Here is a 13,950-nt window from a genome sequence, read left to right as displayed (position 1 = left end):
CTCAGGCGGGCGTGGGGCGGTGTTCGTACCCGACGCGTTCGATGACATCGGCTGCCAGACGCACCCCGTCGCGCTTTCTGACCTGTTCGCCGATCCGCGAAACGCGCTCGCGGAGAGCGCCATCGGCGAGAATACGCTCGAGTGCACCGGTCAGTTGGTCGTCGGTGAAGTGGTAGGTATCCAGCCGCACACCGAGGTCCAGTTCGTCGATGCGCTGGGCGTTCTCGTACTGGTCCCAAAACAGCGGGAGCACGATCAGCGGCTTCCCGAAATGAAGCGATTCGGTGGTCGTGTTGTTGCCGCCGTGGGAGATCACTGCGTCGACCAGCGGCATGATCCTGGTCTGGGGCAGCATCTGTTCGCCGACCATGTTCTCGGCGAGGGTGAGCTTGTCCGCCTGCGGTCCCATGCTCACGATGAAGCGGTGCCGGGTGGTCGCCAGCACGTCGATCAGCCGTTGCATCAGCGAGACATCAGCTCCGCCAAGGGAACCCAACGACAGGTACACCAGGGCGCTGTCCTCTGGCCGGTCAGCGACGGAGGCGGGCACGACGTAGTCCTCGTCGGTTTCCCGGATGCTGGAGTCCACCCGGGTCCATGTTTCGTCGAGCGGGCGCTTGTCGGTGTAGTCAACCTCGGCGGGGTAGAGGTAGAGGGTCGCGGCGTTGTCGCGAGGCATGAACTCGAGCTCGGGTAGCGGTGCCCCGCCCTGCTCGCGGACCCAGGCGTCGAAATCCGCCCACATGGGGCGCAGCACCCGGTCGAACTCGGCGCGGTAGGTGTCCCAGTCGGACCTGTCATCGCTGGGCAGCCCCGAGAACTGCGGTGGCACATCGGGTCCCGGCACTTCGAGTGGGCTGCAGGACATGAAGCGCACGAACGGCTTGCCCGCGGTGGTCAGCGCGGGGAACAGGACCACGTTGTCCTCGACGATGACATCGGGTTGGTGCTCGGCGACGATCTCGCGCAACCGCGTTTCGCAGTACTTGGCGCCGTCGATGAGGGCCTGAAAGGTGGGTTTGATGAACGTGTCGAGCTGCTCGATGGTCGGTTTGGCGAACTCGGGGGCGGTCTCGGCGATGAAGTCCGTCCAGAATTGACCCGCATCGCCGTCGTCGGCGCCCTCAACCGGTTCGGCCAGGTCGACGAGTTCCTCGATGAAACCGAACTTGCTGATCTTGCCGGCCCAGGAGGACTCGGCGGCGAACACGATCCGGTGGCCCCGCTCGTGCAGCTTCGCCGCGACGCCGATGCACTGGTTGGTCGGTCCGTAGGCGGACTCCGGCCAGAACATGATGGTGAGGGGGTTGCTGATGGATCCGGTCATCGTGGTGTCCTTTCACCCGGCTCACGGCGGGGGAGGGGGTGGCCGGTTGCCACCCGTGCGTAGTCGAGGATCTGTTCGATCGATGCGTCGGTGTCGAGGCTGGGATGACGGGCCACCATGCGGTATCCGTAGGCGTCCTCGAGTGCCACGATATTGCGCGCGATCACCAACGAGGGTGAGGTCAGGGTGAAAACCCCCTGTGCGGCACCGGATTCCAGGATCACCTGGTACATCGCCACCTGCCGGTCGAAGAGCGCGGTCAGGAGGACACCGTAGGTGGGATAACGCCCGGCCGCGCCGCCGAGTTCGCACAGCAGCTTCACCGCCGGGTCGTCGGAGTCGACCGGGAGGCCCGATTCGATGGTGACGACCAAGCGGCGGTCGGGTTCGGCGATGCCCTCGATCGCGCGCAGTCGGTCGTCGTAGAACCGTTCCATACCGGCGCGGTTGGCCTCGATGAGCAGTGTCTGCACGTCGGGGAAGTGATAGAGGACTGCGCCGGAGGTCAGGCCGGCTTCGGCTGCCACCTGATTGAGTTGCACGTCGGCGCCGTGCTTCATCACGGCGCGCTGCGCGGCGTGCAGCAGCTTCGCGCGTCGTTCCGTGCGGCTCACGGGCACAGGCATCTCCTCGGATTACGTCGTGGGTCACTGTGCCAGGAAACTCGCGATTCAGGAAGCAAAACTTTGAATACAAGCTCAGGTTTTACATATGTAACACGGTTGACATGCGGTTTCTGGACTTGTGTTCTCTGAATGGCAGTGCAACTATCGTCCGGATGATCGACGACTTGCGCGATGCGGAACCACGCCCGGTGTGGTGGGACGGTCTGCGAACCGGTCCACAGACCGAGCCGCTGGTCGGCCGTGTGCCCGCCGATCTGGCCATCGTCGGCGCCGGATACACCGGTCTGTGGGCCGCCATCGAATCGTTGATCGAGGACCCGTCGCGCCGGGTCGTCGTGCTCGAACGCGACTGGGTGGGTTCGGGCGCGTCGGGCCGCAACGGCGGGTTCGTCTCCGAATCACTGACCCATGGCGTGGCCCACGGCGAGGCGATGTGGCCCGATGAACTCGACGAGTTGCAGCGCCTCGGCCGGCAGAACGTCGAGCAGATCGCCGCGTTCCTGGACGAACACGGCATCGTCGCCGATCTGCGGTTGGTGGGAAAGACCACGCTGGCCAGGACCGCGCACGAGTACGAAGCCCTGCGCAGAGCGGCGCCGACCCACGCCCGTTACGGCGAAGAGGTCCGCTTCCTCGACCGCGACGAGGTCCGTGCCGACATCCATTCGCAGGCATTCCTCGGTGGGCTCCGCACGATGCGCGGCGGCCTGACCGACCCGATGGCTCTGACACTCGGCCTGCGCCGCGTCGCAGAAAGCTTGGGCGCCAGAATATTCGAGCAGTCCGCGGCGACTGGTATCACCCGCGATGGCGGCGGGTTGACCGTCCGCAGCGAGCGTGGCAGCGTCCACGCCACGCAGGTGCTGCTCGCATCCAACGCCTACCGTCCGCTGCTGCGACGGCTGCGCGCATGGATCCTGCCCGTCTATGACTACGTGTTGGCGACGGCTCCGTTGACCGTCGCACAGCTGGACTCGATCGGCTGGGCGCAGAACCAGGGACTCACCGACGCGGGCAACCAATTCCATTACTTCCGCAGGACCCGTGACGATCGGATCGTCTGGGGCGGATACGACGCCGTCTACCACTACGGCAATGCCGTCAGCGCGAATCTGGAACTGCGGGATCGGTCGCACCGATTGTTGGCGCGCCACTTCCGGGAGACGTTCCCGCAATTGGCGGAGGTGCCGTTCACCCATCGATGGGGCGGCGTCATCGACACGACCAGCCGGTTCACCCCGATCTTCGGCACCGCCATGGGCGGCCGGTTGGCCTACGCGGTCGGATTCACCGGCCTTGGAGTGGCGTCGACGAGATTCGGCGCCCAGGTGGCACTCGATCTGCTGGCCGGCCGCGAGACCGAACGGACCCGGCTCAAGGCCGTCACCGGTACCGCGGTGCCCTTCCCGCCTGAACCGCTTCGCTGGCCCGCCGTCGAGTTGACCCGTGCCGCCCTGGCTCGTGAGGACGAAACCGGCCGTCGGGGTTGGCTTCTGCGCACATTCGACCGCTTCGGTGTGGGCTTCAACAGTTGAGGAGTGAGGACATGACCGCAGGGCGATTCCACCGGGGACAGCGGCTCCCCGGGTCGGGTGGCGAGCGGGTACTGGTGAACCCGGCGAACGGCAGACCCACCGCGACCGTCTCGGAGGCGACGATCGACGAGGCCGCCGACGCCGTCGCGGCTGCGACGGAGGCCTTTCCGGTTTGGTCGGGGCGCACCGCCGGTGAACGCGCGCGCACGCTGCTGCGGTGGGCCGACCTCATCGACACCCATGCTGCCGAACTCACCGCGCTCGAAGTCGCCGAAACCGGTAAGCCGAAAGCGGTTTTCCGCGACGGCGAGCTGCCGTTCGGAACCGACAACCTGCGGTTCTTCGCCGGTGCCGGACGTTCGCTGGAGGAAACCGGCGCCGGTGTGCTCAGCACCGGTTACACCTCGATGATCGTCCGGCGCCCGGTCGGGCCGGTCGTCGGAATCGCGCCGTGGAACTTCCCGCTGATCATGGGCCTGTGGAAGATCGGTCCTGCACTGGCCGCCGGCAACACCATCGTCATCAAACCGGCCCCGACAACGCCGTCGAGCACGCTGCGTATCGCCGAACTCGCCGTTGAAGCCGGTATCCCGCCCGGGGCTCTCGAGGTGGTGACCGGTGATCACACGGTCGGGGAGGCGCTGGCGAGCGACGAACGCGTGCAGCTGATCTCGATCACCGGGTCCACCCGCGCCGGCCGTCAGGTGATGTCGACCGCCGCGGTTCGCGGCGCGCGGGTGCACCTGGAACTCGGCGGCAAGGCGCCGTGTCTGGTGTTCGAGGACGCGCATCTCGACGACGCCGCACACGGCATCGCGATGGGCGCGACCTACAACTCCGGACAGGACTGCACCGCCGCCACCCGGGTGTACGCCCACGAGTCGGTGTTCGAGGATCTCGTCGACCGACTCGCCGCCACGTTCAAGGGCATTCGAGTCGGCGATCCCCTCGACACCGCCACCGATATCGGACCGCTGATCAGCACCGAGCATCGCGACCGGGTGCACGGATTCGTCGAGCGTGCCGTCGCGGCCGGCGCGACGGTGCATGCCGGAGGTGTCCTCCCAGGCGGCGACGGAGCCTACTACCCGCCGACGCTGATCACCGGCGTCGACCAGTCCGCCGAAATCGTCCAGCACGAGGTGTTCGGCCCGGTGCTGGTCGCCCTGCCGTTCCGCGATGAGGCCGAGGCCATCCGACTCGCCAACGACTGCCGGTACGGGCTGGCGTCATCGGTGTGGACGGCGGACGTGGGACGTGCGCTGCGCACCGCACACGCGATCGAGGCAGGCGTCACCTGGGTCAACGACCACCTGCCGATCGCGTCGGAGGCACCGCACGGTGGGGTGAAGGCCAGCGGTTTCGGCAAGGACATGAGCCAAGCCGCCGTGGCCGAATACACCGTCGCTCGCCACATCATGGTCAAACACGCTCCGCGTGCGGCGCACGATTCTTTCCGCCCCGCGTGAAACCCCCAGTGCCGCAGAGGCATCCAATCAGAACTGCCGTGACTCCGGCACTCTGACCGCCCCCACAGGCAACCTCCGGGCGATGACCGACAGGTCCGGATCGAAGGTTTCGGCATGCCCAAAAGTCGTGAAAATAATTGCTGTTGGCAAGTTTTGGAGTTGCGCTGCAAAACCAGGCGCGAGGGTTTACCGTGTGATCGGCGCTTCGAGGCGTGAGTCCTCAAGCAGCGCTTCACAATCCACGACCCGACACACGTGTCGAGATTCAGCACGGAGAAACGGAGGCTCGACATGGTGACCAATAAGGATGCCGCAGCGCTGCATTCGGTGGACGAAGTCTTGCCGCGCAGGATGCGCTGGTTCGACGGCTTCGCGATGGCCATGACGATGCCGGCCGCGCTGATCGCCACGTTGGGCGCCTCGATCGCCGGCCTCGGCGGATGGGGCGCGGCAGTGCTCTGGGCGATCTCGATGGTCATCTCGCTGGCAGTGAACTGGATCTACATCGAGCTGGCCGCGATGTTCCCCAACGCATCCGGCGGCATCTCCGGGTACGCGGCCGAGGCGTGGAAGAAGCGGGTGCCGTGGTTCGCGCCTCTGGCCGGGGTCGGGTACTGGTTGCCATGGGGATCCAACCTGGCCACCTATGGTTCCTTGACCGGCCTGCTCGTGCAGTCACAGTGGTTCCCCGACCAACAGTGGGCGGTGAACTTCGGTCCGTTACATCTGAGCTTCCCGATACTCATCGGCCTGGCGGTCATCGTCCTGCTGTACGGCATCAACGTCGTGGGCGTGCGGGTCACCATGGCATTCGTCTACGTGACCGCGGGAATTCTGATGATCCCGCTGGCGGTGTTCATTGTGTTCCCGCTGCTGCACGCGGACTGGGCGCCGATGGATCTGACGTGGAATCTGCACGGGCTGGAAGGCCTGCACACCGCGATCGTCTGGCTGTACGTGATGGCGTGGACAACACTGGGAATCGAGGTGTGCGCAACGTTCGCCTCGGAGTACCGCGACCCGGTCCGGGACACCTCGCGCGCCATTCGCGCCTCGGCGCTGTTCTGCCTGGGCGTGTTCTTCCTGGTTCCGCTCACCCTCGGCGGATTCGCCGGCGAGCAGGCGATCAGCGCAGACCCGTCGACGTTCTTCGTGGCCAGTTTCTCGCAGCTGACCGGCGCCGGCGCGGACGTCATGGTGCTCTGCCTCATCGCATCGCTACTGCTGGTGATGCTGACCTCGGTCGCCGATGCCTCCCGGGTGCTGTTCAACATGGGCAAGGAGGGCATCACTGTTCGGTCGATGGGCAAGCTCAACCGCCGCGGTGTGCCCGTCCGTGCGCTGAACGTGATGCTGGTGCTCAACGTGGTTCTGCTGGTGGTGCTCCAGCAGCCGCTGGCCATCATCGTGACCGGCAACCTGGGCTACATCCTGGCTCACGTGCTGGCCGTCGCCGGGTTCGCGCTGCTGCGCAAGGACCGGCCGGACGCTGCGCGCCCGATCCGTCTGCCCCAGGTGTTCGTGCCACTGTCGATCGGTTTGGCGGCCCTGCTGGTCGTGTTGTTGGTGGTCGGGGCCACCGGATTCTCCATCACCGGCTACGGCGGCGTACTGGAACTGTGCATCGCCCTGTCGATCCTGGCGGCCGGTGTGGTGCTGTGGTGGTTCGTCCAACGCCGGGACCGAGCGGACGCCGCAATCGACCGGTGACGCAGGGGCCCAGTCCTTACAGAGACGAAGCGCAGTTCGGCCCGGGCTCGGAGTCGCCGCGAACGGCGACGCCCCATACGAAGGCGTCGGCGAAGATGGCGCAGCTCGCCTCGAGGTCCGGTGGGCTGACATGAGGAAAGTTGGTCAGTCCCGGGCGCATCACCGCGTGCACCAACACGGGGCTGATGAACTGCTGGATCAGCACGGGCCTGGGCAGGTCTTGAATGCGCCCGGCGGCGACCTCCCTGTCCAGCCATCTCTCGAGTACGGCGATGGTGCGAAGCGCGCCACGTTCGATGAGAACACCGGCGCTGGGCCCCGCCGGCCGGGCCAGGGTCTCGACCAGCACGGCGGAGAACACCCGAGGCTCCCGCGAACACAGTTCGGCGAGCTGCCGATAAATGGCGCTGACCGTCTCCGTCAGCCCGGCGGCGCCTAGGCCGCCCACGAGAGCCGAGACGTCGAGAGCGGGAATGTAGCGGTCGTACACGGCTTCGAGCAGGGCGTCGCGCCCACCGAAGGTCGCGTACAAGCTCGGCACCGAACAATCGGCACGGGTGGCGACGGCTTCCAGCGTCGCCGACGCCACCCCTCCGGCCCCGATGAGCGCCGCCGCCGCCTCGACCGCTCGTAATCGGACAGGAGGTCGTCCACCGGGGTCCACGCCGAGGTCGCGCACGGCGTCGTCCAGCGCTCGGCGCGACCCTCCGAGCTGACGTAGCAGGGTGCTCCTCGAGATCCCGAGCGCGTGGGCGATCACCACGATCGGGACATCGGCGACGTCTCGTCCGAGCTGTTCTGCCGATCGCAATGTGGCGTGAATGACCTCGGACGGAACGACGTTCGAGCGGCGGGTCCGGCGCCTCGGCATGTGAGCGATCCTCCCATGCTGATACACGGCTAGAACCACACCCTAGCGAGGTTTCAAGTCGGTGTCGGTCGGCTATAGCGACCCTTGGGCGGGTGACGGAGCTCACAGGAACTGCCGCGGCGAGGAGGATCACAGATGGCGGAACGCGGTGCCCAGCCGCCGGTGCCCCGCGGGCGTCGGCTCTTCCTCAAAGCGGTCCACCACCTGTTCAAACCGTTGCGGCCGGACGACTACCTGGAGATGATCAACCCGCTGTGGACGACGAAGGAGCTACGGGGGAAGGTTGAACGGGTCGAGCAGCAAGGTTCGGAAGCCGCCAGCGTGCTGATCCGGCCGAGCTACGAGTGGCCCGGTCACAAGCCTGGTCAGTACGTGCGGCTGGGCCTGGTGATCGACGGTCGCTACCACTGGCGCGCCTACTCGCTCACCTCGGACCCGCACCCCGAGGACGGCCTGATCAGCGTCACACCCAAGAAGGTCTCAAGCGGCGTCGTGTCGCCGTATCTCGTCGAGAAGATCCAACCCGGTGAACTCGTTCGACTCGGCGAGATCGAGGGTCAGTTCACGCTGCCCGAGCCGCTGCCGAAAAAGCTCCTGTTCATCAGCGCGGGCAGTGGCATCACGCCGATCATCAGCATGCTGCGCAGCCTGGACCACAGCGACGAGTTGCGCGACGCCGTGGTGATCCACTCCGACCGCACCCGTGACCACGTCATGTTCCTGTCCGTCCTCGAGGACATCGAACGCCGCCATGACGGGGTGCGACTCGACATACGGCTGACCTCCGACCGCGGTCGCTTCTCGCCGGAGCAACTCGGCGATGTCTGCCCGGACTGGCGCGAGCGCGAAGCGTTCTGCTCGGGTCCTGGCGAGCTCCTCGATGCGCTCATCGAGCACTGGGAACGTGATGGCGATCCGGACCGGCTGCACTACGAGCGCTTCCAGCCCAAGATCGGCGGCGACGCCGGCGAAGGGGAGGGCGGCACGGTGACCTTTTTGGACAGCGAGGAGACCGTCGAATGTGACGGCGGCACACCGATTCTCGAGGCCGGCGAACAGGCGGGCCTCGAGCTCGCCTTCGGCTGCCGCATCGGGATCTGCCACACCTGCGTCGGCACCGTGAAATCGGGCAAGGTCCGGGATCTTCGCTCCGGCGAGGTCTCCGAGCCGACCGGAGGAGACGTCCGAATCTGTATCCACGCCGCCGAGGGCGACGTGGAAATCGAACTCTGACTGGAGGATTCGTATGACTATCACCGCTGCAAGCCCGCTCACCCGACTGAGCGAGCAGGACCTCGAGAAGCTCGCCAAGGAGTTCGACGCCATTCACGACGAGGTGTTCGCCGAACTCGGCGACCGGGACCGTCACTACATCAAGACGGTGATCTCGGTGCAGCGGCAGATCGTGGTCGCCGGACGCGTGCTGCTGTTGGCGTCACGGTCACGGACCGCACTGGTACTCGGCACAGCATGTCTGAGCCTGGCCAAGATCCTGGAGAACATGGAACTCGGGCACAACATCCTGCACGGGCAGTGGGACTGGATGAACGACCCCGACGTCCATTCCTCGGTGTGGGACTGGGACACCGCGTCGAGCGCCAAAGCGTGGAAGCACTCCCACAACTACATCCACCACACGTATACGAACATTCTCGGCAAGGACAAGGATCTCGGCTACGAGATCATGCGCATCGACCCCAATCAGAAGTGGCGCCCGAGCAATCTCGGTCAGCCGTTCTACAACTTCCTCCTGACGGTGCTCTTCGAGTGGGGGGTCGCCGTTCACGACACGGACGTCGAGGCTCTCTTCCGGGGCGAGAAGACCTTGAAGGATCTGAAGGAGGACTTCAAGTCGATCGGCGGCAAGGCCCGCCAGCAGATCGTCAAGGACTACCTCGGCTGGCCCATCGTGAGTGCAGGCGCGTTCGCGCTCGCGCAACTGGTGTTGCGTGGTCGGCTGGACCAACCAGACCACTCGCGTATTGCGAAGAGACTCCGCATGAGGACGGCGAATCGCCGCGTCGGCGCCGTCGCGCAATTGCTCGACCGGTACGCACCGGGTGTCGAGAGCACCTACCTGCGAACGCTCGGCGCGGACGCGCTGGCCAACCTCATCCGAAACGTGTGGGCCCACGCCATCATCTTCTGCGGGCATTTCCCCGATCAGACATGGACTTTCACCGAGGAGGAGGTCGAGAACGAGACCCGAGGTGGCTGGTATGTCCGCCAGCTACTGGGGGCAGCCAACATCGAGGGCAGCCCGCTGTTCCACGTCCTCAGCGGCAACCTCGGCTACCAGGTCGAGCATCATCTCTACCCCGACATGCCGAGCAGTCGCTACGCCGAGATCGCCCCCAAGGTCAAAGACATCTGTGAGCGCTACGAGTTGCCCTACAACTCGGGCCGATTCGGCAAACAGTGGTTCACCGTGCACCGCACCATCTTCCGGCTGGCATTCCCGGGAGGCACGCCGCGGCCGAAGCCCGGCCCGTACCGCAGCCCTGACCGCACTCGGTCGCCGCAGGGCGTCAGTGAGGCCGAGCGGTTCCGCAGCCGGGTGCCCGCCGAGCACCCGGATGCCGGCCCGGAACACGAATCCGGCGGCGTGGCGGTCCAGCCCCCGGCCAGAGTTAACGACTGAACGTGACCGTGCGCTAGCCGTATCTGCCGCCGTTGCCCTCGTTGCCGTTGCCGCGGCCCTCCCGCTTCTTCTCCTCTTTCTTCTTGTCTTCGCCCTTCTTCTCCTCAGGGGCGAACTGAGGCTCGCTGACGACAGGCGCGGGAGGGGGAGGCGGTGGCGGCGGACTGGTCGGCGGTGGTACGGGGGTGCTGGTGCCGGCCGGTTGCATCGGTGCGGTGGAGAAGGGTTCGGCGGCGATGGCGAGTGCGGCCACGGTCAGGCACAGCAGTGCGGCGGCGGCCATGAGACCTCGTCGCGTCCGGCGGGACAGCCGACTCCACGGCCCGGGCGGCGGGGCAGGCGCGACGTAGTGCTGCGACGGCGGCAGGGGTTGGTCGAGCACCATGGTCGCAGGGCGCACCGCGGGTGTGGGCATGGGGGGCGCGCCGGCGAGCAGCGCCTCGCGGTCACCGCGCAGGGCCGCGCGCATGTGCGCGGCGTCGGCGAAACGCCGGCGGGGATCGTGGGTCATCGCCCGGTCGATGGTGCCGGCAAGGCTGGGGTCGAGGTCGGGGCGGAGGGCGCGCAGTGGAGGAGGGGGATCGTCCATGATGGCCCGCGCGAGCGCGACGGGAGTGTCCTGCGGGAAAGCCCGATGTCCCAGGAGCCCTTCGTATCCCATGACGCCGACCGCGTAGAGATCGTCGGCCACCGAGGCCGGTGCCCCGCCGACGCGTTCGGGGCTCATGTACGCCATCGTGCCGACGATCTGGCCCGTCGCGGTGAGTGCCGCACCGCCGGTCTTCGCGATGCCGAAGTCGGCCACCTTGAGGCGCTCACCCGTGGTCGACAGCAGGATGTTGGCGGGCTTGATGTCGCGATGCAGCACCCCGGCGGCGTGCGCGACAGCGAGCGCCGACAGCACGTCGTCGAGCATCGAGCGGACGTGCTCGGGTGGCATCGGTCCTCGGCTCATCACGTCGACGAGCGTCTGGCCCGGCAGGCGCTCCATGACGATGAACGGCGTGCCGTCGTCTTCGCCGTAGTCGTGCACCGCGACGATGCTCGGGTGAGACAACATCGCCGCTGACCGCGCCTCGTCGCGGAACCTGTGCAGGATGTCCGGTTGAGCCTTCATCGCCGGATGCAGCAGCTTGATCGCCACGGCTCGGTTGAGCCGGGTATCCCATGCGTCGCGGACCTCCGCCATGCCGCCGGCACCGAGGAGGCCCCGGAGCTCGTAGCGGTCGGCGAACAATCCGTGGCCGGTCATGTCCACAACTGTGCCCCATCCGACCCGGACGTAAACTGTCTTCGCAGGTCAGAGGGCGCAGCGGGCCTCGGGAAACGCGTCGCGCGGGCGAGGCGTCAACGACCGCAACAGGTCGGGTCGAGGACCTGGCAGAGCGCGATCAAGGATTCTCTACGCGGACGGTGGTAGACGTTCATGCCTCGACGCTCCGACTCGACGAGTCCCGCGCGACGCAGGTGTGACAGATGGTGGCTCACCGTCGACTCGCTGAGATCCACCGCACTCGCGAGGTCGCAACTACAGATCTCACCTTCGTCGGAACTGAACAACAACGACACCAACTTCACCCGCACGGGGTCGGCCAGGGCCTTGAGCCGCAGTGCGATCTCCAACGCCGCCGCGTCATCGACCGGTCCTGCCGCGACCGGCGAGCAGCAGACGGGGTCGGAGATGTCCAGAACGGGAAGAGCCTTCGGCATGGAAACAGTCTGCCACACCTTGTTGACATATATCGAAAAGGTGGTCATTCTGGACCCGTCACTAGTTCGACATACGTCACAAAGGTTCCACGGAGGTCGCCATGTCACGTGTTCAACTCGCCCTCAACGTCGATGACCTCGACGAGTCCATCGCGTTCTATTCCACGCTGTTCAAGACCGCGCCCGCGAAGGTGAAGCCGGGATATGCCAACTTCGCGGTGGCCGAACCGCCGCTCAAGTTGGTCCTCATCGAGAACCCGGGCCGCGGCGGCACGCTCAACCATCTCGGTGTCGAAGTGGAGTCCAGTGGAGCCGTCCATGCCGAAATCGAGAGACTGACCACCGAGGGCATGTTCACCGAAGAGGAGATCGGCACGACGTGTTGCTTCGCCACCCAGGACAAAGTGTGGGTCACCGGGCCGGCGGGGGAGAAATGGGAGGTCTACACCGTTCTGGCCGACGCAGAGACGTTCGGAGTCGGCTCGGCGGCCCTCGAGAACGACGGCGGCGTTCACGCAACCTGTTGTACGGACACCGCGACAGCGTGACCGTCGTCGGGAAGCTCTCCACGCTCGACCGCTTGCTGCCGGTCTGGATCGTCGTAGCCATGGTCGCCGGCCTGCTGCTGGGCCGGCTGGCGCCTGGCTTCGACGACGCGCTGAACAACGTTCAGCTGCAGGGCATCTCCATCCCCATCGCGCTGGGGCTGCTGGTGATGATGTATCCGGTGCTCGCCAAGGTCCGGTACGACAGACTCGGGACCGTCACGGCCGACCGCAGACTGCTCGTGAGCTCGCTGGTCCTCAACTGGCTGCTCGGCCCCGCGTTGATGTTCGCCCTGGCATGGCTGTTGGTTCCCGACCTCCCGGAGTACCGAACCGGCCTCATCATCGTCGGCCTCGCGCGCTGTATTGCGATGGTGATCATCTGGAACGACCTGGCCTGTGGTGACAGAGAAGCCGCCGCGGTCCTCGTCGCGCTCAACTCCGTGTTCCAGGTCGTCATGTTCGCCGTGCTCGGCTGGTTCTACCTATCGGTGCTACCGGGATGGCTCGGGCTCGAAACCGCCGAGATCAGTGCCTCACCGTGGCAGATCGCCCAGTCGGTGATCGTCTTCCTCGGCATCCCGCTGCTGGCGGGTTACCTGTCGCGACGGCTCGGCGAGAAGGCCAGGGGAAGGACCTGGTACGAAACGCAGTTCGTGCCGAAGATCGGACCGTGGGCGCTTTACGGCCTGCTGTTCACGATCGTCATCCTGTTCGCGCTCCAAGGTCAGCAGATCACCAGCCGCCCGCTCGACGTGCTGCGGATCGCCGTCCCGCTGCTCGTCTACTTCGCCGTCATGTGGAGCGGCGGTTACCTCCTCGGCGCCATCCTCGGGCTGGGCTACCCGCGCGCCACCACGCTGGCGTTCACCGCCGCGGGCAACAACTTCGAACTCGCCATTGCCGTAGCCATCGCCACCTACGGTGCGTCGTCCGGTCAAGCGCTGGCCGGTGTGGTGGGTCCCCTCATCGAAGTTCCCGTGCTCGTCGCGCTCGTGTACGTATCGCTGTTGCTACGCAGGCGTTTCCGACGAGAGCCCGAACACCACCCGGCGGGGGAGAAGTCCAGTGCGTGACGGAAAACCCTCGGTGCTGTTCCTCTGTACCCACAACGCGGGCCGCTCGCAGATGGCCATGGGCTTCTTCAGACAGCTTGCCCGCGACCGGGCGAACGTGTTCTCGGCAGGGTCAGAGCCCGCCGCCGCGGTGAACCCCGCGGCCGTGGCCGTGATGGCCGAGAAGGGTATCGACATCTCCGGCCGACAACCACAGCGATGGACCGATGACCTCGTCGAGGCGGTCGACGTCGTGGTCACCATGGGGTGCGGGGACGAATGCCCGTACCTGTCGGGCAAGCGGTACGAGAACTGGGAGCTCGCCGACCCCGCCGGCCGGAGTATTGACGACGTGCGACCGATCCGCGACGAGATCGAACAACGCGTGCGGATGTTGCTCACCGAGCTCGGCATCGAGGTCTGATCGCGCGCTGTTTGCCGCGCGGACGCCTAGAGTCGTG

11 protein-coding genes and 1 pseudogene are annotated in these 13,950 nt (G+C 66.3%); 7 read left to right on the top strand and 5 right to left on the bottom strand.

What is annotated here, in order from left to right:
• Window position 1 precedes the first annotated feature (1 nt).
• Window positions 2-1,327, bottom strand: coding sequence for a glycosyltransferase (locus tag AU194_RS11390; protein WP_059089342.1), 1,326 nt, complete (start codon window positions 1,325-1,327; stop codon window positions 2-4).
• A complete protein-coding gene (locus AU194_RS11385) occupies window positions 1,324-1,941 on the bottom strand; it encodes a TetR/AcrR family transcriptional regulator (protein WP_231743304.1) in 618 nt (205 codons plus the stop codon). Before AU194_RS11385 ends, AU194_RS11390 begins: the two co-directional genes overlap by 4 nt.
• Before the next feature lie 164 nt (window positions 1,942-2,105).
• On the opposite strand from AU194_RS11385, the gene AU194_RS11380 reads away from it, so the two are divergent.
• The 3 genes from AU194_RS11380 (at window position 2,106) to AU194_RS11370 (ending at window position 6,667) form a co-directional block, all read left to right on the top strand.
• On the top strand, window positions 2,106-3,488 hold the full coding sequence (locus tag AU194_RS11380) for an FAD-binding oxidoreductase (RefSeq protein WP_082698596.1): 1,383 nt from the start codon (window positions 2,106-2,108) through the stop codon (window positions 3,486-3,488).
• A gap of 11 nt (window positions 3,489-3,499) precedes the next feature.
• Window positions 3,500-4,957 carry an aldehyde dehydrogenase family protein gene (locus AU194_RS11375; protein WP_059089339.1) on the top strand — a complete coding sequence of 486 codons (1,458 nt, stop codon included), beginning with the start codon at window positions 3,500-3,502 and terminating at the stop codon, window positions 4,955-4,957.
• A 291-nt stretch (window positions 4,958-5,248) separates the two neighbouring features.
• Window positions 5,249-6,667 (top strand): APC family permease, encoded by a 1,419-nt coding sequence (locus AU194_RS11370; protein WP_059089338.1) that lies wholly within the window; start codon window positions 5,249-5,251, stop codon window positions 6,665-6,667.
• Window positions 6,668-6,683: 16 nt separating this feature from the next.
• Here AU194_RS11370 and AU194_RS11365 read toward each other — a convergent pair whose 3' ends face one another.
• A complete protein-coding gene (locus AU194_RS11365; RefSeq protein ID WP_059089387.1) occupies window positions 6,684-7,538 on the bottom strand; it encodes a TetR/AcrR family transcriptional regulator in 855 nt (284 codons plus the stop codon).
• Window positions 7,539-7,673: 135 nt separating this feature from the next.
• Between AU194_RS11365 and AU194_RS11360 the strand changes: the two genes are divergently transcribed.
• Together AU194_RS11360 and AU194_RS11355 are read left to right on the top strand one after the other, a co-directional pair.
• Window positions 7,674-8,771: a ferredoxin reductase gene (locus AU194_RS11360; protein WP_059089337.1), complete on the top strand. Its 1,098-nt coding sequence runs from the start codon at window positions 7,674-7,676 to the stop codon at window positions 8,769-8,771.
• A 13-nt stretch (window positions 8,772-8,784) separates the two neighbouring features.
• Window positions 8,785-10,179 carry an acyl-CoA desaturase gene (locus AU194_RS11355; RefSeq protein WP_059089336.1) on the top strand — a complete coding sequence of 465 codons (1,395 nt, stop codon included), beginning with the start codon at window positions 8,785-8,787 and terminating at the stop codon, window positions 10,177-10,179.
• Window positions 10,180-10,192: 13 nt separating this feature from the next.
• Here AU194_RS11355 and AU194_RS11350 read toward each other — a convergent pair whose 3' ends face one another.
• A complete protein-coding gene (locus AU194_RS11350; protein WP_059089386.1) occupies window positions 10,193-11,431 on the bottom strand; it encodes a serine/threonine-protein kinase in 1,239 nt (412 codons plus the stop codon).
• Between the two features lie 95 nt (window positions 11,432-11,526).
• The gene (locus tag AU194_RS11345; protein ID WP_059089335.1) at window positions 11,527-11,889 is read right to left on the bottom strand and encodes an Rv2640c family ArsR-like transcriptional regulator; all 363 of its coding nucleotides are present in this window, start codon (window positions 11,887-11,889) and stop codon (window positions 11,527-11,529) included.
• Window positions 11,890-11,990: 101 nt separating this feature from the next.
• Between AU194_RS11345 and AU194_RS11340 the strand changes: the two genes are divergently transcribed.
• Entirely contained in the window at window positions 11,991-12,437 is a 447-nt protein-coding gene (locus tag AU194_RS11340; protein ID WP_059089334.1) for an ArsI/CadI family heavy metal resistance metalloenzyme, read from the top strand.
• Window positions 12,410-13,913: pseudogene (arsB, locus tag AU194_RS11335) on the top strand (ACR3 family arsenite efflux transporter). Before AU194_RS11340 ends, arsB begins: the two are co-directional and overlap by 28 nt.
• Window positions 13,914-13,950: the final 37 nt, after the last annotated feature.

Source organism: Mycobacterium sp. GA-2829 (assembly GCF_001499965.1).
Taxonomy (GTDB): Bacteria; Actinomycetota; Actinomycetes; order Mycobacteriales; family Mycobacteriaceae; genus Mycobacterium.
This window is presented reverse-complemented; position numbering and strand designations above follow the sequence as displayed.

Coding starts and splice junctions, on each gene's coding strand:
- AU194_RS11390 (WP_059089342.1), bottom strand. CDS start 1,327: ATGACCGGATCCATCAGCAACCCCCTCACCATCATGTTCTGGCCGGAG.
- AU194_RS11380 (WP_082698596.1), top strand. CDS start 2,106: ATGATCGACGACTTGCGCGATGCGGAACCACGCCCGGTGTGGTGGGAC.
- AU194_RS11375 (WP_059089339.1), top strand. CDS start 3,500: ATGACCGCAGGGCGATTCCACCGGGGACAGCGGCTCCCCGGGTCGGGT.
- AU194_RS11370 (WP_059089338.1), top strand. CDS start 5,249: ATGGTGACCAATAAGGATGCCGCAGCGCTGCATTCGGTGGACGAAGTC.
- AU194_RS11365 (WP_059089387.1), bottom strand. CDS start 7,538: ATGCCGAGGCGCCGGACCCGCCGCTCGAACGTCGTTCCGTCCGAGGTC.
- AU194_RS11360 (WP_059089337.1), top strand. CDS start 7,674: ATGGCGGAACGCGGTGCCCAGCCGCCGGTGCCCCGCGGGCGTCGGCTC.
- AU194_RS11355 (WP_059089336.1), top strand. CDS start 8,785: ATGACTATCACCGCTGCAAGCCCGCTCACCCGACTGAGCGAGCAGGAC.
- AU194_RS11350 (WP_059089386.1), bottom strand. CDS start 11,431: ATGACCGGCCACGGATTGTTCGCCGACCGCTACGAGCTCCGGGGCCTC.
- AU194_RS11345 (WP_059089335.1), bottom strand. CDS start 11,889: ATGCCGAAGGCTCTTCCCGTTCTGGACATCTCCGACCCCGTCTGCTGC.
- AU194_RS11340 (WP_059089334.1), top strand. CDS start 11,991: ATGTCACGTGTTCAACTCGCCCTCAACGTCGATGACCTCGACGAGTCC.